22 protein-coding genes are annotated in these 23,017 nt (G+C 55.8%); 9 read left to right on the top strand and 13 right to left on the bottom strand.

The window, feature by feature from the left end; all coding sequences use genetic code 11:
* Window positions 1-190: 190 nt before the first annotated feature.
* From lpxM to znuA, 3 genes are all read right to left on the bottom strand, one after another.
* A complete protein-coding gene (gene lpxM / locus ACLGE8_RS14065; RefSeq protein WP_410999321.1) occupies window positions 191-1,168 on the bottom strand; it encodes a lauroyl-Kdo(2)-lipid IV(A) myristoyltransferase in 978 nt (325 codons plus the stop codon).
* A gap of 131 nt (window positions 1,169-1,299) precedes the next feature.
* Entirely contained in the window at window positions 1,300-2,622 is a 1,323-nt protein-coding gene (mepM, locus tag ACLGE8_RS14060) for a murein DD-endopeptidase MepM (RefSeq protein WP_410999319.1), read from the bottom strand.
* A 12-nt stretch (window positions 2,623-2,634) separates the two neighbouring features.
* Window positions 2,635-3,594 (bottom strand): zinc ABC transporter substrate-binding protein ZnuA, encoded by a 960-nt coding sequence (znuA, locus tag ACLGE8_RS14055; protein WP_410999317.1) that lies wholly within the window; start codon window positions 3,592-3,594, stop codon window positions 2,635-2,637.
* A gap of 77 nt (window positions 3,595-3,671) precedes the next feature.
* On the opposite strand from znuA, the gene znuC reads away from it, so the two are divergent.
* Complete coding sequence (gene znuC / locus ACLGE8_RS14050; RefSeq protein WP_185667579.1) at window positions 3,672-4,427, top strand: zinc ABC transporter ATP-binding protein ZnuC; 756 nt, start codon at window positions 3,672-3,674, stop codon at window positions 4,425-4,427.
* The gene (gene znuB / locus ACLGE8_RS14045) at window positions 4,424-5,209 is read left to right on the top strand and encodes a zinc ABC transporter permease subunit ZnuB (protein WP_410999315.1); all 786 of its coding nucleotides are present in this window, start codon (window positions 4,424-4,426) and stop codon (window positions 5,207-5,209) included. Before znuC ends, znuB begins: the two co-directional genes overlap by 4 nt.
* A 72-nt stretch (window positions 5,210-5,281) precedes the next feature.
* Here the strand turns inward: znuB and ruvB are convergent, their stop codons facing one another.
* From ruvB to aspS, 6 genes are all read right to left on the bottom strand, one after another.
* Complete coding sequence (gene ruvB, locus ACLGE8_RS14040) at window positions 5,282-6,292, bottom strand: Holliday junction branch migration DNA helicase RuvB (protein WP_410999313.1); 1,011 nt, start codon at window positions 6,290-6,292, stop codon at window positions 5,282-5,284.
* Window positions 6,293-6,300: 8 nt separating this feature from the next.
* Entirely contained in the window at window positions 6,301-6,912 is a 612-nt protein-coding gene (gene ruvA / locus ACLGE8_RS14035) for a Holliday junction branch migration protein RuvA (RefSeq protein WP_410999311.1), read from the bottom strand.
* 81 nt (window positions 6,913-6,993) lie between these two features.
* Window positions 6,994-7,515 (bottom strand): crossover junction endodeoxyribonuclease RuvC, encoded by a 522-nt coding sequence (gene ruvC / locus ACLGE8_RS14030; RefSeq protein ID WP_185667575.1) that lies wholly within the window; start codon window positions 7,513-7,515, stop codon window positions 6,994-6,996.
* 34 nt (window positions 7,516-7,549) lie between these two features.
* Complete coding sequence (locus ACLGE8_RS14025; protein WP_185667574.1) at window positions 7,550-8,293, bottom strand: YebC/PmpR family DNA-binding transcriptional regulator; 744 nt, start codon at window positions 8,291-8,293, stop codon at window positions 7,550-7,552.
* A 28-nt stretch (window positions 8,294-8,321) separates the two neighbouring features.
* Complete coding sequence (nudB, locus tag ACLGE8_RS14020) at window positions 8,322-8,765, bottom strand: dihydroneopterin triphosphate diphosphatase (RefSeq protein WP_410999308.1); 444 nt, start codon at window positions 8,763-8,765, stop codon at window positions 8,322-8,324.
* A 1-nt stretch (window position 8,766) separates the two neighbouring features.
* Complete coding sequence (gene aspS, locus ACLGE8_RS14015) at window positions 8,767-10,554, bottom strand: aspartate--tRNA ligase (protein WP_410999306.1); 1,788 nt, start codon at window positions 10,552-10,554, stop codon at window positions 8,767-8,769.
* Window positions 10,555-10,822: 268 nt separating this feature from the next.
* Between aspS and ACLGE8_RS14010 the strand changes: the two genes are divergently transcribed.
* The 5 genes from ACLGE8_RS14010 to cmoB are packed head-to-tail and all read left to right on the top strand — an operon-like array spanning window position 10,823 to window position 14,399.
* Complete coding sequence (locus tag ACLGE8_RS14010) at window positions 10,823-11,389, top strand: hydrolase (RefSeq protein WP_410999305.1); 567 nt, start codon at window positions 10,823-10,825, stop codon at window positions 11,387-11,389.
* A complete protein-coding gene (locus tag ACLGE8_RS14005; RefSeq protein ID WP_410999303.1) occupies window positions 11,386-12,204 on the top strand; it encodes a DUF72 domain-containing protein in 819 nt (272 codons plus the stop codon). Before ACLGE8_RS14010 ends, ACLGE8_RS14005 begins: the two co-directional genes overlap by 4 nt.
* A 51-nt stretch (window positions 12,205-12,255) precedes the next feature.
* Entirely contained in the window at window positions 12,256-12,651 is a 396-nt protein-coding gene (locus tag ACLGE8_RS14000; RefSeq protein WP_410999301.1) for an MAPEG family protein, read from the top strand.
* Window positions 12,652-12,690: 39 nt separating this feature from the next.
* Window positions 12,691-13,434: a carboxy-S-adenosyl-L-methionine synthase CmoA gene (gene cmoA, locus ACLGE8_RS13995; RefSeq protein WP_410999299.1), complete on the top strand. Its 744-nt coding sequence runs from the start codon at window positions 12,691-12,693 to the stop codon at window positions 13,432-13,434.
* Window positions 13,431-14,399 carry a tRNA 5-methoxyuridine(34)/uridine 5-oxyacetic acid(34) synthase CmoB gene (gene cmoB, locus ACLGE8_RS13990; protein WP_410999297.1) on the top strand — a complete coding sequence of 323 codons (969 nt, stop codon included), beginning with the start codon at window positions 13,431-13,433 and terminating at the stop codon, window positions 14,397-14,399. The genes cmoA and cmoB overlap by 4 nt, the downstream gene beginning before the upstream one ends.
* Window positions 14,400-14,552: 153 nt before the next feature.
* On the opposite strand, the gene cutC is transcribed toward cmoB, so the two are convergent.
* Window positions 14,553-15,293 (bottom strand): copper homeostasis protein CutC, encoded by a 741-nt coding sequence (gene cutC / locus ACLGE8_RS13985; protein ID WP_410999295.1) that lies wholly within the window; start codon window positions 15,291-15,293, stop codon window positions 14,553-14,555.
* A gap of 86 nt (window positions 15,294-15,379) precedes the next feature.
* The gene (locus ACLGE8_RS13980) at window positions 15,380-15,946 is read right to left on the bottom strand and encodes a VOC family protein (RefSeq protein ID WP_410999293.1); all 567 of its coding nucleotides are present in this window, start codon (window positions 15,944-15,946) and stop codon (window positions 15,380-15,382) included.
* 231 nt (window positions 15,947-16,177) lie between these two features.
* On the opposite strand from ACLGE8_RS13980, the gene argS reads away from it, so the two are divergent.
* Together argS and mrdA are read left to right on the top strand one after the other, a co-directional pair.
* The gene (gene argS, locus ACLGE8_RS13975; RefSeq protein ID WP_333494701.1) at window positions 16,178-17,911 is read left to right on the top strand and encodes an arginine--tRNA ligase; all 1,734 of its coding nucleotides are present in this window, start codon (window positions 16,178-16,180) and stop codon (window positions 17,909-17,911) included.
* A 268-nt stretch (window positions 17,912-18,179) separates the two neighbouring features.
* On the top strand, window positions 18,180-20,051 hold the full coding sequence (gene mrdA, locus ACLGE8_RS13970; RefSeq protein ID WP_410999291.1) for a penicillin-binding protein 2: 1,872 nt from the start codon (window positions 18,180-18,182) through the stop codon (window positions 20,049-20,051).
* A 22-nt stretch (window positions 20,052-20,073) separates the two neighbouring features.
* Here the strand turns inward: mrdA and ACLGE8_RS13965 are convergent, their stop codons facing one another.
* Window positions 20,074-21,642 (bottom strand): MFS transporter, encoded by a 1,569-nt coding sequence (locus ACLGE8_RS13965; protein ID WP_410999289.1) that lies wholly within the window; start codon window positions 21,640-21,642, stop codon window positions 20,074-20,076.
* A 232-nt stretch (window positions 21,643-21,874) separates the two neighbouring features.
* A complete protein-coding gene (locus tag ACLGE8_RS13960; RefSeq protein ID WP_410999287.1) occupies window positions 21,875-23,014 on the bottom strand; it encodes a glycoside hydrolase family 105 protein in 1,140 nt (379 codons plus the stop codon).
* Between the last annotated feature and the right edge of the window lie 3 nt (window positions 23,015-23,017).

Genomic DNA, 23,017 nt, shown 5'->3' with positions numbered 1-23,017 from the left:
AGGTGTTTTAACAAATCAAAAGGGGTTTTAATAACTGGCTTAAAGCTGAAAGCTTTCCGGAACCCCCAGCCTAGCTGGGGGTTTTCTGTGCACAAAAAACCGGACGCTGTCCGGTTTTTTTTGCCTGCGTAGCCCGCGCCAGGTGGCTCCGAGGCTTCCCGGCGGCGCTACGCTTGGCCGGGCTACGGGGCTATTTCTTTTTCTTCGGGTAAAGCTCTTTGCGCTGATACGGCTCAGTTTCACCTGGCTTACGCGTTTTCAGCAGTTTCAGGATCCACGTGTACTGCTCGGTATGCGGCCCGACAAAAATCTCCACCTCTTCGTTCATGCGACGCGCAATGGTGTTGTCGTCCGCTTCCAGCAGATCGTCCATCGGCGGGCGAACCAGAATGGTCAGTCGGTGCGTTTTGCCATCGTAAACCGGGAACAGCGGTACTACGCGCGCACGACACACTTTCATCAGGCGGCCAATCGCTGGCAGCGTCGCTTTGTAGGTGGCAAAAAAGTCCACGAACTCGCTGTGCTCCGGGCCATGATCCTGATCCGGCAGATAATAGCCCCAGTAGCCCTGACGGACCGACTGAATAAACGGCTTGATACCGTCGTTACGAGCATGCAGACGGCCACCGAAACGGCGACGAACGGTGTTCCAGACGTAGTCAAAGACCTTATTACCCTGGTTGTGGAACATCGCCGCCATCTTCTGGCCCTGCGACGCCATCACCATCGCTGGGATATCAACGCCCCAGCCGTGCGGCACCAGGAAAATGACATTTTCGCCGTTGGCGCGCATCTCATCGATAATCTCCTGACCCTGCCAGTTGAGGCGCGGCAGAATTTTTTCCGGCCCTTTCAGCGCCAGTTCGGCCATCATGACCATCGCCTGCGGCGCGGTAGCAAACATCTCATCAATAATGGCTTCGCGCTCGGCCTCGCTTTTTTCCGGGAAGCAGTACAGCAGATTGATCTGCGCGCGACGGCGCGCGCTGCGGCCGAATTTCCCTGCCAGGCGGCCGAGCTTACCCAAAAGAGGGTCACGGATTTTTGCCGGCACGTAAGCGATCCCTGCAAACGCCAGCACGCCTAGCCAGGCCCCCCAATACTGGGGATGGCGGAAAGATTTCTCAAACTCGGGAATGAATTCACTGTTATTTTTTTTCGTTTCCATGCCTATTCCAGGGTTGATTCATCGGGTCAGTGTGGATAATCAGATAGTGTAGCGAGGCTGGATGCTTCGCACAAAAGAAAAAGCCGGTGCTGTATAGGCACCGGCTCTGAACGGATACTTCTTAGGCGAAATTAGTCGAAACGCAGCTGCGGCAGAACTTCTTTCACCTGTGCCAGGTAATCGGTACGATCTGAACCGGTCAGCCCTTCGGTGCGCGGCAGTTTCGCCGTCAGCGGGTTCACCGCCTGTTGGTTAATCCACACTTCATAGTGCAGGTGCGGGCCAGTAGAACGACCGGTATTGCCGGAAAGCGCGATACGATCACCACGTTTCACTTTCTGACCTGGTTTCACCAACAGCTTACGCAGGTGCATGTAGCGGGTGGTGTAGGTGCGGCCATGACGCACGGCAACATAGTAACCCGCCGCGCCGCTGCGCTTCGCCACCACCACTTCACCGTCACCGACGGCCAGTACAGGCGTACCCTGCGGCATCGCGAAGTCCACGCCACGGTGCGGCGCTACGCGACCGGTTACCGGGTTCAAACGACGTGGGTTAAAGTTCGACGACACGCGGAACTGACGCGCGGTTGGGAAGCGCAGGAAGCCCTTCGCCAGCCCGGTACCATTGCGGTCATAGAACTTACCGTCTTCCGCACGGATCGCGTAATAGTCTTTGCCATCGGAGCGTAAACGCACGCCCAGCAGTTGGCTCTGTTCGCGTTTGCCGTTGAGCATTTCGCGCGACATCAGCACAGAGAACTCGTCGCCTTTTTTCAGCTTACGGAAGTCCATCTGCCACTGCATCGATTTAATCACCGCGCTCACTTCCGCGCTGGTTAAACCGGCGTTGACGGCGCTGGTGACGAAACTTCCGCCGACGGTGCCTTTCACGAGGCTATTGACCCAATCGCCCTTCTGCAACTCGCTGCTCATTTTAAAGCCGTTAGCAACGCGATCGTAGGTACGGGTTTCGCGGCGCGACATCTCCCAGGTTAAACGCTGTAAATCACCGTCGTCATTCAGCGTCCAGGAGAGCTGCTGCCCCACTTTCATGTTTTTCAGGTCTTTATCAGCCGAAGCAAGCTGGCTGATGTTCCCCATATCGATGCCGTACTGATTCAGGATGCTGCTCAGGGTATCGCCCGTGGATACCACATATTCATGCACGCCCGTTTCGTTGTCGGCTTTATCGTCCAGCTCATCCTGAGGGATGGCTTCGTCTTCCTGTGCGGACTGGTCAATCGGTTCACTGGCCTCTGGCAGAAGCGAGCGAATCTCTTTTTTCTCCAGCTCAATCGTACGGACGACGGGGGATGAAGAGGTTGGATGGTAAACGTAAGGCCGCCAGACAGCGACGGCCAACGTGAGAACGGTGAGTGACCCCAGCATAACGCGGTGGGGCCGCGGCAAATTGTTAAATGCCAGAGCGACAGAGCGGGCTATCTGCTGCACGTATTCACTTCCTTACTTATCTCCTTTCAGGCAGCTCGCATACTGGGTCGCCAGTTGAGTAAGAAACGCCGGATAGCTCTCTTTGCTCAGCTGTATATTCGTGCCAAGAGGATCGAGCGTTCCCATGCGAACGCTGGTTCCCCGCGCAACAGATTCAACGACAGCGGGCCTGAATTGTGGCTCAGCAAAAACGCAGGTCGCTTTTTGCTCAACCAACTGTGTTCTTATTTGATGTAAACGCTGCGCACCGGGTTGAATTTCGGGGTTGACGGTGAAGTGCCCAAGCGGCGTCAAACCGTAGTGCTTTTCGTAATAACCATAGGCATCATGAAAAACGAAATACCCCTTTCCTTTCACCGGTGCCAGCTCGCTCGCCACCTGTTTATCGGTTGCGGCCAGATTGGCCTCAAAATCCTTCAGGTTGGCATCGAGCCGGGCTCGACTCTGGGGCATAAGTTCCACTAATTTGTCATGGATTGCAACCGCCGACAGCCGCGCTATCTCTGGGGAGAGCCACAGATGCATGTTGTACTCGCCATGATGGTGATGCGCGTCACCTTTTTCACCGTGAGCATGGTCATGGTCGTCGCCATCCCCCCCATCATGATCGTCGTCATCGGCCCCTTTCATGAGTAACGGTTTCACCCCGTCAAGCTGGGCGATGGTGACTTTTTTGTTGTCGGGAATGCTTTGCGATGACTTGTCCATAAATGCTTCCATCTCAGGACCAATCCATACGACTAAGTCCGCGTTCTGTAAGCGTTTTGCATCAGATGGACGCAGCGAGTAATCATGTTCAGACGCACCGTCAGGCAGTAAAACCTGAGTCTCGGTTACACCGTCGGCAATTGCTGAAGCAATAAAGCCTAACGGCTTGAGTGATGCCACAACGGCCGCATCAGCATGCTGTGCTGTCGTTCCCCAAAGTGCAGCGGATAAAGCTGCGAAAAGAAGCGTATTTTTCTGTAACATAATGCGTCTATTAATCGAAATGGATAAGTGATGTGTGATATTATAACATTCACTATCTTGTGCAACCCCTAATTGCTATGACGAATCTTGTATCACTGGAAAATGTCTCCGTCACTTTCGGCCAACGCCGGGTGCTTTCCGACATCTCATTGAATCTCAAGCCAGGCCGCATTCTGACGCTGCTTGGTCCGAACGGCGCGGGCAAATCAACGCTGGTACGCGTGGTGCTCGGCCTCGTAGCACCTAGCGATGGTGTTGTCATCCGCGATAAACATTTACGCATCGGCTATGTGCCGCAAAAGTTACACCTCGACGCCACCTTGCCGCTGACCGTCAAGCGTTTTTTACGCCTGCATCCGGCAACGCGAAAGGAAGATATTCTGCCAGCGCTCAAACGCGTGCAGGCGGGACATCTGCAGGACGCCCCCATGCAGAAACTTTCAGGTGGGGAAACTCAGCGTGTGCTGCTAGCACGCGCACTGCTGAATAAGCCACAGCTGCTGGTGCTGGATGAACCAACTCAGGGCGTGGACGTTAACGGTCAGGTTGCCCTTTACGATTTGATTAACCAGTTGCGCCAGGAGCTCGACTGCGCGGTGCTGATGGTGTCGCACGACCTGCATCTGGTGATGGCAAAAACCGACGACGTCCTGTGTCTGAATCACCATATTTGCTGCTCGGGCACACCGGACGTGGTGTCAATGCACCCGGAATTTATCTCAATGTTCGGCCCGCGCGGTGCAGAACAGCTGGGGATTTACCGCCATCAGCATAATCATCGCCATGATTTACAGGGCCGTATTGTTTTACGTCGGGGAAATGGGCAGTCATGATTGAAATATTACTTCCCGGCTGGCTTGCCGGAATGATGCTGGCGTGTGCTGCCGGCCCGCTGGGCTCGTTTGTGGTCTGGCGACGAATGTCCTACTTTGGCGATACGCTGGCGCATGCCTCGCTGCTCGGCGTCGCATTTGGCCTGCTGCTAAACGTTAACCCGTTCTATGCGGTTATAGCCGTGACGCTGGTGCTGGCTGGCGGCCTGGTATGGCTGGAGAAACGCCCTCACCTCGCCGTTGATACCCTGCTTGGCATCATGGCACACAGCGCATTGTCGCTAGGTCTGGTGGTGGTCAGCCTGATGTCGAATATTCGCGTCGATTTGATGGCCTATCTATTTGGCGACCTGCTGGCCGTTACGCCACAGGATCTTATCTCTATCGCGCTGGGCGTGGTGGTGGTGCTGGCGATTCTGTTCTGGCAATGGCGTAATCTACTGTCAATGACGATTAGCCCGGACCTGGCGTTTGTCGATGGCGTGAAACTGCAGCGGGTGAAGCTTCTGCTGATGCTGGTTACCGCGCTGACCATTGGCGTGGCGATGAAGTTTGTTGGTGCGCTGATTATCACGTCACTGCTGATTATCCCAGCGGCCACGGCGCGTCGTTTCGCCCGAACCCCGGAGCAGATGGCAGGAGTCGCCGTTGGCGTGGGAATGATTGCGGTCACCGGCGGCTTAACCTTCTCGGCGTTCTATGACACGCCGGCAGGGCCATCGGTGGTGCTGGGTGCGGCGTTGCTGTTTATTCTGAGCATGTCGAAGAAAGCGGCCGTCTGATTTCCCCGGTGTCGCTTCGCTTACCGGGCCTACAGAATCGTGTAGGCCTGATAAGCGCAGCGCCATCAGGCACTAAGGCATTTCCGGCGGCGTAATTCCAAAGTGGCTCCACGCACGGCTCGTCGCCATACGCCCACGAGGAGTACGCTGTAAGAATCCCTGCTGAATCAGATACGGCTCCAGCACGTCTTCGATGGTTTCCCGCTCTTCCCCGATTGCCGCCGCAAGGTTATCCAACCCAACCGGCCCACCGAAGAATTTGTCGATGACTGCCAGCAGCAGCTTACGGTCCATATAGTCAAAGCCTTCTGCATCAACGTTGAGCATATCCAGCGCCTGCGCGGCGATATCCGCCGAAATGGTGCCGTCATGCTTCACTTCTGCAAAGTCACGTACGCGACGCAGCAACCGGTTAGCAATACGCGGGGTGCCGCGCGCGCGGCGGGCCACTTCCAGCGCCCCATCATCGCTCATCTCCAGCCCCATAAAGCGCGCGCTGCGCCCCACAATATGCTGTAAATCAGGCACCTGATAAAACTCCAGGCGCTGCACGATGCCGAAACGGTCACGCAGCGGTGACGTCAGTGAACCGGCGCGCGTGGTGGCGCCAATCAGGGTGAACGGCGGCAGGTCGATTTTGATCGAACGCGCGGCCGGGCCTTCCCCAATCATGATATCGAGCTGGTAATCTTCCATTGCCGGATAGAGCACCTCTTCCACCACCGGTGAAAGACGATGGATTTCATCAATAAACAGCACGTCATGAGGTTCGAGGTTGGTCAGCATCGCCGCGAGATCGCCCGCTTTTTCCAGCACCGGACCCGACGTGGTGCGCAGGTTTACGCCCATTTCGTTGGCAACAATATTCGCCAGCGTGGTTTTTCCGAGCCCCGGTGGGCCGAAGATTAGCAGGTGGTCAAGCGCGTCGCCGCGCAGCTTCGCCGCCTGGATAAAAATCTCCATCTGCGAGCGAACATGCGGCTGGCCGATATACTCTGCCAGTAACTTAGGGCGGATGGCGCGATCCGCCACCTCTTCCGCCATGCTACTGCCTGACGAAATCAGGCGGTCTGCTTCAATCATCCTCTACCTCATAGCGCCGCGCGGAGCGCTTCGCGGATCAATGTTTCACTGCTGGCATCCGAACGGGCAACTTTGCTCACCATTCGGCTGGCTTCCTGAGGTTTATAGCCCAGTGCCACCAGCGCAGCAACCGCTTCCTGCTCAGCGTCGTCGGCGCTTGGGCTTGCTGGGGACGTGAGCACCAGATCGGCGGCAGGCGTAAAGAGATCGCCATGCAGCCCTTTAAAGCGGTCTTTCATTTCGACAATCAGGCGTTCAGCCGTTTTCTTGCCGATGCCCGGTAGCTTCACCAACGCGCCTAGCTCTTCACGTTCTACCGCGTTGACAAACTGCTGTGCCGACATGCCGGAGAGGATCGCCAGCGCCAGCTTCGGCCCAACGCCATTGGTCTTAATCAGCTCTTTAAACAGCGTGCGCTCCTGCTTGTTATTGAAGCCGTAAAGCAGCTGCGCGTCTTCACGTACCACGAAGTGGGTGAAGACAATGGCTTCCTGCCCGGCTTCCGGCAGCTCGTAAAAACAGGTCATCGGCATATGCACTTCATAGCCTACGCCGCCCGTCTCCAGAAGGACCAGCGGGGGTTGTTTTTCGAGAATGATGCCTCTGAGTCTGCCTATCACGTGACGCTCCTGCGTTAAGGGCTAAAAGAGTAATGTACTATCATAAAAAAAGGCTGGATATTTATCCAGCCTGATTTGTGATTATCGTAATCGCCCACGCGCTAAATTCAGCCGCGAGTCGCTCATTTGCATGGCGTTCTGGCTGACGTGGCAGTGGGTAATGGCGATGGCCAACGCATCGGCGGCATCGGCCTGAGGGTTGGCGGGAAGCTTTAACAGCGTGCGCACCATATGCTGAACCTGGCTTTTTTCCGCGCTGCCTATACCTACGACGGTCTGCTTCACCTGGCGGGCCGCGTACTCAAAAACCGGGAGTTCCTGATTGGTGGCAGCAACGATGGCTACTCCGCGCGCCTGTCCCAGTTTGAGCGCCGAGTCAGCGTTTTTCGCCATAAAGACCTGCTCGATGGCGAAATAATCCGGCTGGAACTGGGTGATGATTTCCGTCACACCGGCATAAATCAGCTTCAGGCGCGACGGAAGATCGTCAACCTTAGTGCGGATGCATCCGCTGCCAAGGTAGGTCAGCTGTCGGCCAACCTGGCGAATGACACCATAACCGGTGATGCGCGACCCCGGGTCAATGCCGAGAATAATAGACATCACGCACCTCCTGTTAGGTTACGGCACAGCCACCTCATTCTAAGGTCGCTGCCACCTCGTCAGAGATTTCGCCGTTGTGGTAGACTTCCTGAACATCGTCACAGTCTTCCAGCATGTCGATGAGACGCATCAGTTTCGGTGCGGTTTCTGCATCCATGTCCGCTTTGGTGGACGGGATCATCGACACTTCTGCCGCGTCAGCCTTCAGGCCAGCCGCTTCCAGCGCGTCACGCACTTTACCCATCTCTTCCCACGCGGTGTAGACGTCAATCGCGCCGTCATCGAAGGTCACAACGTCTTCCGCACCGGCTTCCAGCGCGGCTTCCATAATGGTGTCTTCATCGCCCTGCTCAAAGGAAATGATCCCTTTTTTGCTGAACAGATAAGAAACGGAACCGTCGGTACCGAGGTTACCACCGGTTTTGCTGAACGCATGACGCACTTCAGCCACGGTACGGTTACGGTTGTCGGACAGACATTCGATCATCACCGCGGTGCCGCCAGGACCGTAACCTTCATAGATGATAGTTTCCATGTTGGAATCTTCATCACCGCCCACGCCGCGCGCGATAGCGCGGTTCAGGGTGTCACGCGTCATGTTGTTGGCCAGGGCTTTATCTACCGCGGCACGCAGACGTGGGTTCGCATCCGGATCGCCGCCGCCCAGTTTGGCCGCCGTCACCAGCTCACGAATGATCTTGGTGAAGATTTTGCCGCGCTTAGCATCCTGCGCCGCTTTACGATGTCTGGTGTTGGCCCATTTACTATGACCTGCCATAAAAATATCTCCAAAAAACTATGCCCTTTCAGGCAGCGTTAATGACAAATTCTTCAATCGCCTGCCGGTTACTCCACGACTTGGTGAGCGCCGCCGCGGCGGACGCATCGAGCCACTGGTAGGTCAGGTGCTCGGTGAACACAACGTCCCGTTCGTGGGGCAGCGCAAGACAGAACCAGGATTCTGTATTGCGCACAACGCCCGGCGCATAGCGATGGCGTAAATGTTGAAAAATTTCAAACTCCACCGTGCGTTGACAGTCTTTCAAGGTCAGTTGCTCAGAAACAACGTCAATAGTGACCTCTTCCTTTACTTCACGCATGGCGGCCTGCGACGCGGTTTCCCCCTCTTCCACGCTGCCGGTTACCGACTGCCAGAAATCAGGGTCATCGCGTCGCTGCAGCATCAGCACCCGTTTGCTGTCCTGGGCATAAATCACCACCAGAATAGAGACGGGTCGCTTGAATGGCATGTTACTTGTTCTCCGCAGACTCTTTTGGCTCTTTCGCCACAACCTGAATACCCAGTTCGCCCAGAGAAGCCGGATTTGCGAAGCTTGGTGCTTCGGTCATCAGACACGCTGCTGCGGTGGTTTTCGGGAAAGCAATAACGTCACGGATGTTATCGGTGCCGGTCAACAGCATGGTCAGACGGTCAAGACCGAAGGCCAGGCCCGCGTGTGGCGGCGTACCGTATTTCAGCGCGTCAAGCAGGAAGCCAAACTTCTCGCGCTGCTCTTGTTCGTTGATGCCGAGGATGCCAAACACGGTCTGCTGCATGTCGCCACGGTGAATACGCACGGAACCGCCGCCCACTTCGTAGCCGTTGATAACCATGTCGTAGGCGTTAGCCACTGCATCTTCCGGAGCCGCTTTCAGCTCTTCAGCAGTCATGTCTTTCGGTGAGGTGAACGGGTGGTGCATTGCGGTCAGGCCACCTTCGCCATCTTCTTCAAACATTGGGAAGTCGATAACCCACAGCGGCGCCCACATGTTTTCGTCGGTCAGGTTCAGGTCTTTACCCAGCTTCAGACGCAGTGCGCCCATCGCGTCAGCAACCACTTTCTTGTTGTCTGCGCCGAAGAAGATCATGTCGCCGTCCTGCGCACCAGTACGCTCGAGGATCGCTTCAATGATTTCTGGGGTCAGGAACTTGGCCACCGGGCTGGTGATACCTTCCACGCCCTTCGCACGTTCGGTGACTTTGATGTAAGCCAGGCCTTTCGCGCCATAGATCTTCACAAAGTTGCCGTATTCGTCAATCAGCTTACGAGTCAGTGCAGCACCGCCCGGTACGCGCAGCGCAGCCACGCGGCCTTTCGGATCGTTGGCCGGGCCGGAGAATACTGCGAACTCAACGGACTTCAGCAGGTCAGCAACATCGACCAGCTCCATTGGGTTACGCAGGTCCGGCTTGTCGGAGCCGTAACGGCGTTCTGCTTCGGCGAAGGTCATGATCGGGAAATCACCCAGATCCACACCTTTCACTTCCAGCCACAGCTGGCGCACCAGCGCTTCCATCACTTCACGCACCTGTGGTGCGGTCATGAAGGAGGTTTCGACGTCGATCTGAGTGAATTCTGGCTGACGGTCAGCGCGCAGGTCTTCGTCACGGAAGCATTTAACAATCTGATAGTAGCGGTCGAAGCCGGACATCATCAGCAGCTGTTTGAACAGCTGAGGAGACTGCGGCAGCGCGTAAAACTTACCTTTATGTACGCGAGACGGTACCAGGTAGTCGCGCGCGCCTTCCGGGGTCGCTTTGGTCAGCATCGGGGTTTCGATATCGAGGAAACCGTGATCGTCCATAAAGCGACGTACGAAGCTGGTGATTTTTGCGCGGGTTTTCAGGCGTTGAGCCATTTCCGGACGACGCAGGTCGAGGTAGCGATACTTCAGACGCGCTTCTTCGGTGTTGACGTGGTTGGAGTCCAGCGGCAGTGATTCTGAACGGTTGATGATGGTCAGATCGGAGGCCAGAACTTCGATAGCACCGGTTGCCATATCCGCGTTGATGTTCTTTTCGTCACGCGCACGAACGGTACCGGTTACCTGAATGCAGAACTCATTACGCAGTTCAGAGGCTAACTTCAAGGCATCCGCACGGTCCGGATCGAAGAACACCTGTACGATGCCTTCACGGTCGCGCATGTCGATAAAAATGAGGCTACCGAGATCACGACGGCGGTTGACCCAACCACACAGAGTCACCTGCTGCCCAACGTGGGACTGTCGAAGCTGTCCGCAATATTCTGTACGCATGAGATATCCCTTAACTTAGCCGTCGGCGGATTGTCGCCTGCCATGCAGGCGTTACTGTCGCAGCTTTAGCTGAATGTCACTACTGGATGAAAAAAAGGGGGCTATTATACTGGAAATTCTCGCTCGCGATAAGCCCGGAGCAGCTTATACGACTGTTTGCTGAACGCTTATTGCCTACGCTCACAAAAATTAACAATAATTATCCGTTCATTCACCAGACGTCGAATGTAAGGTATGCCCCCGACAGCTTGTTTACAGAGGAACCACCATGCTGAATTTAGACGCAAAAAAAACCGCCCTTGTGGTGATTGACCTGCAAGAAGGCATTCTGCCGTTTGCTGGCGGCCCGCATACCGCCACCGACGTTGTCGCCCGCGCCGCTCGTCTCGCCGACAAGTGCCGTGCCGCGTCCGCACCTGTGGTACTGGTGCGCGTGGGCTGGTCAGCAGACTTTGCCGAAGCGCTCAAGCAGCCGGTTGATGCGCCCGCACCGGCCAAAGCGCTGCCGGAAAACTGGTGGACCTACCCGGCTGAACTGGGCAAACAGGACAGCGATATTGAAGTGACCAAACGTCAGTGGGGCGCGTTTTACGGTACCGACCTTGAAGTGCATCTGCGTCGTCGCGGTATCGACACCATTATTCTGTGCGGTATTTCCACCAACATCGGCGTGGAATCTACCGCCCGTAACGCCTGGGAACTGGGCTTTAACCTGATTATTGCCGAAGACGCCTGCAGCGCGTTCAATAACGATCAGCACCAGAGCAGCCTTTCTTATATCTTCCCGCGCATTGCTCGCGTGCGCAGCACCGATGAGATCCTCGCGGCGCTATGATTTATCTTGGGCTTCCCCAATGGTCGCACCCGAAATGGGTGCGCCTGGGTATTACCAGCCTTGAAGAGTATGCCCGCCACTTTAACTGCGTGGAGGGCAACACTACGCTGTACGCCCTGCCAAAGGCCGACATTGTCGACCGCTGGCTGGCGCAGACCGATGATAATTTTCGATTCTGTTTTAAATTTCCGGCCACCATTTCTCACCAGGCCGCCCTGCGTCATTGCGACGCTCTGACCCTTGAGTTTTTCCAGCGGATGTCGCCGCTTGATGGGCGAATTGGGCAATACTGGCTTCAGCTTCCGGCCACCTTTGGCCCTCGCGATCTTCCCGCGCTGTGGGCTTTCCTCGACGGATTACCGAACGTTTTTCACTACGGTGTTGAAGTTCGCCACCCGCAGTTTTTCGATAAGAGCGACAGCGAACGATTACTTAACCGCGGCCTGCACGAGCGGGGCGTGAATCGCGTGATCCTCGATAGCCGACCGGTACATGCGGCTATACCGCGCAATGAAGCGGTACGGGAAGCCCAGCGCAAAAAGCCGAAAGTGCCGGTGCATGCGGTCGTCACCGCGGCTCAGCCAATGGTGAGATTTATCGGCAGCGATGACATGGCGCAGAATCATGCCATGTTTACCCCTTGGTTAGATAAGCTGGCAGAATGGAATAAGTCTTCCACGCCCTATCTGTTTCTGCATACCCCGGATATCGCCCAGGCGCCTGAACTAGTGCATTCTCTGTGGGATGTGCTGCATTCCGCCCTTCCCGACCTGGGTTCCGCACCGTCGATTCCACAACAATCTTCTCTTTTTTGACATTCATACCTATGATAATGAGTAGCCTCTGCCAACATAAAGGGAGTTTGTATGGTTAGCGCGCTGTACGCCGTACTCGCGGCGTTGTTGCTGATAAAATTTTCCTTCGACGTCGTGCGCCTGCGCCGGCTTTATCGCGTTGCCTACGGTGACGGCGGCTTTAGCGAGCTGCAAAGCGCCATTCGCATTCATGGCAATGCGGTGGAATACATTCCGATTGGCGTTGCCATGCTGCTGTTTATGGAAATGAACGGCGCAGAGATCTGGATGGTGCACCTTTGCGGCCTGATGCTGCTTGCTGGGCGGTTGATGCACTACTACGGTTTTCACCATCGGCTGTTCCGCTGGCGACGTTCAGGCATGGCAGCCACCTATCTTTCGCTGTTGCTAATGGTGCTGGTGAACCTGTGGTATATGCCGTGGGAGTTGGTTTTCTCGCTGCGTTAGCGCACAATACGCCGTTTTTATTTTTCCGGATTTAACCTTATGTCTGACCGCGATACGCTTTTTTCTGCACCGATTGCCCGCCTCGGCGACTGGACCTTCGATGAACGGGTAGCCGAAGTTTTCCCGGATATGATCCAGCGCTCCGTGCCTGGCTACTCGAATATCATCTCTATGATCGGCATGCTGGCCGAGCGCTTTGTGCAGCCGGGTACCCAGGTTTACGACCTTGGCTGTTCACTGGGTGCCGCCACCCTTTCCATTCGCCGTAACATTGCCCACAACGACTGCCGTATTATCGCCGTTGATAATTCTCCGGCGATGATTGAACGCTGCCGTCGCCATATCGACGCTTACAAAGCGCCGACCCCGGTGGATGTCATTGAGGGCGATATTCGCGATATCGAGATTCATAACGCCTCGATGGTGGTGCTGAACTTTACGGTCCAGTTCCTTGAACCCGCTGAGCGTCAGGCATTACTCAACAAAATTTACCAGGGGCTGAATCCCGGCGGCGCGCTGGTGCTGTCAGAGAAGTTCAGCTTCGAAGACGCGACCGTCGGTGAGCTGCTGTTCAACATGCACCACGACTTTAAGCGTGCCAACGGCTACAGCGAACTGGAAATCAGCCAGAAGCGCAGCATGCTGGAAAACGTGATGCTGACCGACTCGGTTGAAGTCCACAAAGCTCGCCTGAGTCAGGCTGGTTTTGAGCATAGCGAGCTGTGGTTCCAGTGCTTTAACTTTGGCTCTCTGGTGGCACTGAAAGCGGGAACCCCGGCATGATCGAGTTTGGCAATTTTTATCAGCAAATCGCAAAAAGCCCGCTGTCCCATTGGCTGGAAACGCTGCCCGCGCAGATTGGCGCCTGGCAGCGCGATCAGCATGGTCTGTTTAAGCAGTGGTCCAACGCCGTTGAATTTCTGCCGGAAATTCAGCCGTGGAAGCTCGACCTGCTGCACAGCGTTACCGCTGAAAGCGAAACGCCGCTAAGCGAAGGTCAGGTCAAACGCATCGATACGCTGTTGCGTAACCTGATGCCGTGGCGTAAAGGGCCATTTTCGCTCTATGGCGTAAACATCGATACCGAATGGCGCTCCGACTGGAAATGGGAGCGCGTGTTGCCGCACCTGTCGGACCTGAGCGGGCGTACCATTCTCGACGTAGGCTGCGGTAGCGGTTATCACCTGTGGCGCATGATTGGTGCAGGCGCACACATGGCGGTTGGTATCGACCCTACCCATCTGTTCCTGTGCCAGTTTGAAGCGGTGCGTAAGTTGCTGGGTAACGATCAGCGCGCGCACCTGTTGCCGCTGGGCATTGAGCAGCTTCCGGCGCTGAAGGCATTTGATACCGTTTTCTCTATGGGCGTGCTGTACCACCGCCGTTCACCGCTTGAGCATATCTGGCAGCTGAAAGATCAACTGGTCAGTGACGGTGAACTGGTGCTGGAAACGCTGGTCGTTGAAGGCGATGAGAACACGGTGCTGGTACCGGGCGACCGCTACGCGCAGATGCGTAACGTCTACTTTATTCCGTCGGCGCTGGCGTTGAAAAACTGGATGGAGAAGTGTGGCTTCGTTGACGTGCGCATTGCCGATATGAGCGTGACCTCCACCGAGGAACAGCGTCGCACCGAGTGGATGATCACCGAGTCGCTGGCCGATTTCCTCGATCCAAACGACCCGACCAAAACGGTTGAAGGTTATCCGGCACCGCTGCGCGCGGTGTTGATTGCGCGTAAGCCTTAACGGTTGTGCCCTTCCCGGCGGCGAGCGAGGAAAGCCAACGCAGTGGCAGAGTGAAATATGACGGCGAAAAAAAGGCCCCTGTTTAATGGGCAGGGGCCTGGTACAAGCAAGCATCATATTGGGCGAATATGACACGCGGTAAAAAACTTTTAGCTACACGTGGCGCTCAATGATTTCCCTCATTGCCGCTACCGCCGCGCCATCGACGGTATAGCGAGAATACTCATCAGCTTCAGGATCCGTTGACATTGAAAGTCCGGAGTTGCGATAACGCATTTCGGAGGGCACCCATTGCCCGGCTGAACTGTGCACTTCTTTGACACCGGCTTCGAGGAAAAGAGGAAGGTTGCTCGCTCTTACACCTGCACCTGCCATAATGGTTGGAGTATCGCCCCTACCAATAAGTTCCCGAATTAATAAAATACCTTTTTCCGCCGATGACTGCTGGCCGGAGGTGAGTACCCTGGCAACGCCCAATTCCGCAAGCTGTTCAATAGCCTGCTGCGGATTGGCGCACATATCAAAGGCACGATGGAAGGTCACCGCCAGCGGGCCTGCCGCCACCATAATCTGACGCATGCGGGGAATATCCACCTGCCCTTCGGGATTCAGCACGCCAATCACAAAACCGGGATAGCCCAGCGAGCGGATCTGACGCACATCCTCCAGCATGGTGGCGAACTCGCCGTCGGTATAACAAAAATCACCGCCGCGAGGCCGGATAATCGGGTGAACGGGAATTGTCACCCGATGACGCGTGGCTTTCAGCACACCGTATGACGGTGTCAGACCGCCCTCGAGCGGTGCCGCACACAGTTCAATACGATCCGCCCCATTCTGCTGCGCGATAACCGCGCATTCCGTGCTGTAACAGCAGATTTCCAGCAATGCCATATTTCTCTCCGTTTGATTCAGCGAAAGATCATGCCACCGTTCCCGCCTGCAGACCCGGCGTTAGTTCACATTGTTACACTGGCTGGTTACATTGCCTGCTCACTGGCAACAATTTCCTCAATCGTCCATGGGTGAAACTTCACCGTCACCTTACCGTCGGTGACCGCCATCGTCGGGTTCGGTAGACGCTCGCGTTCACCTTTTGGTGAACTGGTTTTGACCGAAATACCCGGCTGGCTCAGCCCGTGATCCGAGAGCAGCGCCAGCGCGCGAGCGTTCAGCCCTTCCGGCTCGCCCGGCAGCACGATTTCAATATGTTCCCAGCCTTCATGCGGGTAGCGTTTCTCACCCGGCCATGGCAGCTCAATTACCGTAAATTGCCAGTGGGCCACGCACACCGGTTCCTCAAGCTTAAACAGACAAATCGGGCGGCCGTTAATCATATTTTCCGATAGCAGCGTGCCGCACTGTTCGAAGCCGCGACGCCAGCGTTCGGCGGTGGCGTTCTGATGGCAGCGCAGCGAGATATGGTCGGCGTTGAGCGGCGCGATATCGAGCCCCAGCCGTTGGGAAAGCGCCGCCAGTGCGTCGGTGAAGCGCGGAAGATCCGCAGCGATATCCTGCAGTTCCGCGATAGTCTGCCAGTTTGCCATTTCAGCCCTACTCTTATTCCATGAAAAGGCTAATCTACCCTGTTGTGGGCCCCGAACCAACCGTTCGGCGAGATGAGCGATTAATCCCTGCTCAGCCAGCGTTTTTTCACTATGGCAGAGGGCGGCCCGATGCTGACGGCATCAGGCAAATGCAGTATACTCCCGCCTTAATTTATCCACACCCGGCGCTGGGCCGTGCAGGTTGCAGCGTCTAAAACGTAAGGTATTCCGGTGAATATTCAGGCTCTTCTCTCAGAAAAAGTCAGTCAGGCCATGATTGCGGCAGGCGCACCTGCCGATTGCGAACCGCAGGTTCGTCAGTCAGCAAAAGTACAGTTCGGCGACTATCAGGCTAACGGCATGATGGCAGTGGCCAAAAAACTGGGCATGGCACCGCGACAACTGGCAGAGCAGGTACTGTCTCATCTCGATCTGAACGGCATTGCCAATAAAGTCGAGATCGCCGGGCCGGGCTTTATCAACATCTTCCTCGACCCAGCATTCCTGGCCGAGCACGTTAGCCAGGCGCTGAAAAGCGACCGTCTGGGCATCGCTCAGCCGGAAAAGCAGACTATCGTGGTGGACTACTCCGCACCGAACGTAGCAAAAGAGATGCACGTCGGCCACCTGCGTTCCACCATCATCGGTGATGCTGCCGTTCGTACGCTGGAGCTGATGGGTCATAAAGTGATCCGCGCGAACCACGTCGGCGACTGGGGTACCCAGTTCGGTATGCTGATTGCGTACCTGGAAAAGCAGCAGCAGGAAAACGCTGGTGAGATGGCGCTGGCCGACCTCGAAGGTTTCTACCGCGAAGCGAAAAAACACTACGACGAAGACGAAGCCTTCGCCGAGCGCGCGCGTAGCTACGTCGTGAAGCTGCAGGGCGGCGACGAATACTTCCGTAAAATGTGGCGCCAGTTGGTCGATATTACCATGACCCAGAACCAACTGACCTACGATCGCCTGAACGTCACCCTGACCCGCGATGACGTGATGGGTGAAAGCCTGTACAACCCAATGCTGCCGGGTATCGTCGCGGACCTGAAAGCCAAAGGTCTGGCGGTTGAGAGCGAAGGCGCAACCGTGGTGTTCCTGGACGAGTTCAAGAACAAAGAAGGTGAGCCTATGGGCGTCATCATCCAGAAAAAGGATGGCGGCTACCTGTACACCACCACCGATATCGCCTGTGCGAAATATCGTTACGAAACCCTGCATGCCGACCGCGTGCTGTATTACATCGACTCCCGTCAGCACCAGCACCTGATGCAGGCGTGGACCATCGTACGTAAAGCCGGTTACGTGCCGGATTCCGTTCCGCTGGAGCACCACATGTTCGGCATGATGCTGGGTAAAGACGGCAAGCCGTTCAAAACCCGCGCCGGTGGTACCGTGAAGCTGGCGGATCTGCTGGACGAAGCGCTGGAACGCGCACGCCGTCTGGTGGCAGAGAAGAACCCGGATATGCCAGCAGATGAGCTGGAAAAACTGGCCAACGTCGTCGGTATCGGCGCGGTGAAATATGCGGATCTCTCCAAAAACCGCACCACCGACTACGTGTTCGACTGGGACAATATGCTGGCCTTCGAAGGCAACACCGCGCCGTATATGCAATACGCTTATACCCGCGTACTGTCCGTGTTCCGTAAAGCGGAGCTGGAAGAGAGCGCTATCATCAACGCCGCAGTGACCATCACTGAAGACCGTGAAGCACAGTTGGCGGCGCGTCTGCTGCAGTTTGAAGAGACGCTGAACGTCGTCGCTCGCGACGGTACGCCGCACGTGATGTGTGCTTACCTGTACGATCTGGCGGGTCTGTTCTCCGGCTTCTACGAGCACTGCCCAATCCTCTCCGCCGAGAACGAAAGCGTGCGTAACAGCCGCCTGAAGCTGGCGCTGTTGACGGCGAAAACCCTGAAGCTGGGTCTGGATACACTGGGTATCGAAACCGTAGAACGTATGTAATCACTTCAAGTGATGTGAAAGCCCGCGCATGTCGCGGGCTTTTTTATTTTCCCGATTCCCCCTTGTAGGCCTGATAAGCGAAGCGCCATCAGGCGACCCCGCGCACCTTGCCGGATGGCGGCGCAAGCGCCTTATCCAGCCTACGTTCGCCGCAATTTGTTACAAATCACAAGGAATGACACATTTCCCTATAGGGATGGTACATTTTTTGTCTGTCATGCCGGTGACCGCTCCGTATCATTAGGCGGCTTAAACACTGGGTACCGTAATGACTTTTAGAGACTATGAAGCGGAGCGAAAGCTCTTCCTGCGCCGCGCGCTCGTGGCCTTTGGCCTGGTGGTCGTCTGCTTTGGCATACTGATTTTCAATCTCTACCATCTGCAGGTTGAGGAACATAGCTACTACACCACGCGTTCTGATGCCAACGACATCAAGATGCTGCCAGTCGCGCCGACCCGCGGCATTATCTATGACCGCAATGGCATTCCGCTGGTGAAGAACGTCACCTGGTACGATATTTCCGTTACTCCTTACAAAATCGACGACATGAACGCGCTGCTGCGCGAACTGACGCCAATTGTTGACCTGACCCCCGACGACATTGACCAGTTCCATAAAGCGCTCAAGTCCAGCAGCCGCTACCGCCCGGTGGTGTTAAAGAACGCCCTCTCCGACGTCGAAATTGCCCGCTTCTCCGTTAATCAGTTCCGCTTTAGCGGCGTGACGATAGACAGCTATGAAGACCGCCAATACCCGTACGGTGCCGAGCTGGCGCACGTGCTGGGCTACGTATCGAAAATCAACGACACCGATCTCAAAACGCTGGATAAAGAAGGAATTGCCGAGAACTACGCCGCCGACCATAACATTGGCAAACAGGGTATTGAGCGCTACTACGAAGACGAACTGCACGGCAAAACCGGCTACCAGGAAGTGGAAGTCGATAACCACGGGCGTATCGTTCGACTGCTAAAAGACGTGCCGCCGGTGGCGGGCAAAGATATTCACCTGACGCTGGATCTGCATCTGCAGGAGTACATTGAAAGTCTGTTGGTTGGTCAGCGCGCAGCGGTGCTGGTAGAAGACCCGCACGATGGATCGGTACTGGCGATGGTCTCGAACCCCAGCTATGACCCGAACCCGTTTGTGAAAGGGATAAGCTACAAAGATTACAACTCACTGCTGCAGGATAAGAACCTGCCGCTGATTAACCGCGTCACCCAAGGGCTCTACCCTCCCGCTTCCACGGTGAAACCCTATATGGCGATGTCGGCGCTGCTCGACGGCGTGATCACCCCGCAAACCAGCTTCTTTGGCGCACCAACCTGGACGCTGCCCGGCACCCAGCGCCACTACCGCGACTGGAAAAAATCCGGCCACGGCATGCTGGACGTCACCAAAGCAATTGAAGAGTCCGCTGACACCTTCTTCTATCAGGTGGCCTATATGATGGGCATCGACCGCATCAATAATATGCTCAGCCAGTTTGGCTACGGCAAACCAACCGGGATCGATCTGGACGAAGAGTACACCGGGCTGCTGCCGAGCCGTAGCTGGAAAGAGAAGGTGCACAAAAAAGCCTGGTATCAGGGTGATACGATTTCCGTCGGCATCGGTCAGGGCTACTGGATTGCCACCCCGATTCAGATGGTGAAAGCGATGGTGGCCCTGCTCAACAACGGCCGCGTGATCCCGCCGCACCTGCTAAAGGATGAAGAGTCCGGCAAGACGGTTATCCCGTATCAGCAGCCAGCTAATGAACCGCAGATTGCCAGCGCCGCTTCACCGTACTGGAACCTGGTGCGCCAGGCGATGTTCGGCATGGCCAACGCGTCTAACGGCACCGGCTATAAATTTTTCCATACTGCGCCTTACGGTATCGCGGCTAAAAGCGGCACCTCGCAGGTGTTCAGCCTGAAAGAGAACCAAACCTATAACGCGAAAATGATCCCAACGCGCCTGCGCGACCATATCTTCTATACCGCCTTTGCGCCGTATAAAAATCCGAAGGTTGCCGTTGCGCTGGTGCTGGAAAATGGCGGGAGTGATGGCGTGGTCGCGGCCCCGGTGATGCGCCAGATCCTCGACCATCTGTTTGTCCCCCAGGACGACGCGCAGCTACCGTCGCCCCAGGGGTAAGTTGACGTGAACGTCGGGTGCATTAGCGCCCGGCGGATACTGCCTCGATAACAACCGGAGATTCGTCTTTTTTGAATAGCGGGCTATTGCCCCAGCACTCTTCGTAGCGATGGCCAACCAGGTCTTCCACCACTGCGCGCACTTCCGGCGTGATATCTTCCAGCTTGCCGCCCGCTTTAATACGCGCCACTTCCTGCAGCACCACTTTGTGAGTTTCGCGGTCCAGCTTCATCTGCTTACTGAAGACGATAGCCATCAGCGCCAGCAGCGCCACGCCGCCGCAGAAGACCACCGCAATCGCGTTCACCGCGCTTTCCGGCTGCACGTGTGCTTTTGACTGGAAGCCGTAGTAGCTCAGAATAGCCCCCATCACGAAGACGATAATCGAGCGCAGAATTTTACCCGAGAAGGTCATCGCCCCGGCGTAAATCCCCTCGCGACGACGGCCGGTATAGATTTCATCTACGTCGGCCAGGAAGGTATAGACCGTCCACGGAATGTAGTACACGCCACCGGTCCCCAGGCCGAAAATAATCGTGATCCCGAACATCAGAATGGTCGCCAGATGTACTGGCAGATGGAAGAACCACAGTGAGGTGTAGAGGAATACGGCGAAAATCACAATGCAAAGCGCAATAATGTACGGCTTGCTGAAGCCTTTTTTCACGCACAGGCCGATAAACAGTGCGGTGGAGATCAGCTGCAGGATGGAGTTCAGGCTGTTCAGCCCCGCCACCATCGCCGGGTCATGCTGCAGCACAAAGATAACGAAGTAGGTAAAGATAGACGCAAACAGCCACTCGGCACCAAAGCCGCACAGGTACATACCGAGGTGCTTACGGAATACCCGCAGGTAGAAGGTGGAGCGCATATCTTTCGCCAGCGACAGCAGCGTTTGCAGCAGGGTCGATTTGACCTGAGCTTCCGGCTCCTCTTCGCGCGGGCGCTCCCAGCTGTTGTACCACAGGCAGGCTACCGCCGCGATGAGGATCGCGCCGTAGGTCAGGCCGGTCAGGAAGAACGGCGTGGCGGAGTCTTTACCGTAGATCAGGATAAACTGCCCTGGAATAAACGCCGCCAGGAAGTTGGCCAGCTTGCCGAAAATGGCCTTATAGCCGGTCAGCTTCGAGCGCAGCGCGAAATCGTCGGTCATCTCGGTAGCCAGCGTTTCGTATGGCACCATCACCGAGGTGTAGATAATCTCGAACATCACGTAGGTGGCGAGGTAGTACCAGAAGCTCAGCCCTTCCACCCACAGCAACGGGTAGAACATCATTAATGGAATGCCGATAAGCAGGAAGAAACGGCGGCGGCCAAAGCGTTTACCCAGCGCAGTTTTACCAAAATTATCGGTGAGATAACCCATCAGCGGGTTACTGATTGCGTCAATGACGCTCGCAACGGAGAAAATGAACGCCGCCTCAATCAGCGTCAGACCACAGAATGTGGTATAGAAGTACAGAAGCCACGCGCCGCTGATCGCCAGCGCGCCGCTCCCCAAGAGGTTTCCGCCTCCGTATGCCAGTTGATGGCGCAGATTGACAGGTCTTCCCTGCAGCCCGTGGGGGGCTGAAGCCGCATTTCTTGCCATAAAATATAAACCTCGTGTTTTATTATTTTGAAACACTGTTTTTATATTCTTATGATGAATGATGAAACGTGAGCTAAATCACCATTGTCATTGCGGCTATTAGCCATACGCCAGGAATGCGATCTGGTTAAAATTTTTTTATAACCAAAAGTAAAAATAACAACTATTTTTGATGAAAAGGGCAATAAAAAACCCAGCCATCTGCATAGCCGGGTTTTTAAAGCGCTAAGACTTAGAAGAACTTACGCAGATATTCCGTCAGGCACAGAATCGCCATCGCCTGCCCGTAAGGCATGGAGGTCAGCGGGATTTCACGATAGAAATCGAGGTTGGAACCCATCCCGGTACCGAAGGAGGTTTGCAGCAACTCCCCTTCCGGCGAAACGTGCTTCACGATGCCTTTAATCGCTTTCTCCGCAACCACGGCATACTCCTGACCGACATAGCGTTTACGCACCGCTTTCAGAATACCGTAGGCAAAACCGGCGGTCGCTGAGGCTTCCAGATAAGAGTCCGGGTCGTCCAGCAGCGTATGCCACAGGCCGCTGTCGTCCTGGCATTTCGCCAGCGCCGCAATCTGCGCGTTCAGCACCTGCACCAAATAACGACGCACCGCATTGTTCTCCGGCAGATCCACCAGCTCAAGGAAGTCAGGGATCACGATAGTTAGCCAGCTGTTGCCACGCGCCCAGCGCGCATGGGCAAAGTTGTGGTTGCCTTCGTAGTTCCAGCCGTGGAACCACAGACCGGTCTCCCGGTCCATCAGGTTCTGCACGTGCAGCAGGAACTGATACACCGCCTCTTCCACGTAGTCCGGGCGATTCAGCAGCTTGCCGATTTTCGCCAGCGGCAGCACGGTCATCATCAGGGTGTCGTCCCACATCTGCTGATGGTTCTCTTCCGCGAGCGTAATGTGCTGCATACCGCCGTGATCGGTGCGCGGCATCTCGTTCATCGCCCACTCGGCCCAGGTTTCCAGCCACGGCAGATACGCTGGGTTGCGCGTCTCTTCATAGCGATAGGCCAGCGTCAGGAACGGCGCCATGGTGTTGACGTTTTTGGTGGTCGCGCCTTCGGCAAAGCGGTCGGCGAACCAGCTATCAATAATGTCGCGCATCGCCACGTCGCCGGTCTGCTGGTAGTACTGATAGATACCGTACAGCCCCACTCCGTGCGTCCACTCCCAACCTGCCCAGCCTTTGGTATCAATCACGCGACCATCGTCCAGGCGCAGCAGAAATTGACCAGTCTCATCCTTGATGTTCACCAGATTGTTCGTCACCGTCTGAATCAAGGCTTTCAGCTCTTCCCGGGAGATAAAGCGCTCCGGTTGACGTAATAATGGGCTATGTTTGACGGGCCAAACTTTCATATC

It is taken from the genome of Kluyvera sp. 142486, assembly GCF_046569695.1.
GTDB lineage: Bacteria > Pseudomonadota > Gammaproteobacteria > Enterobacterales > Enterobacteriaceae > Kluyvera.
Note: the sequence above shows the minus strand (reverse complement) of the source record. Positions and strands in the feature narration are given on the sequence as shown.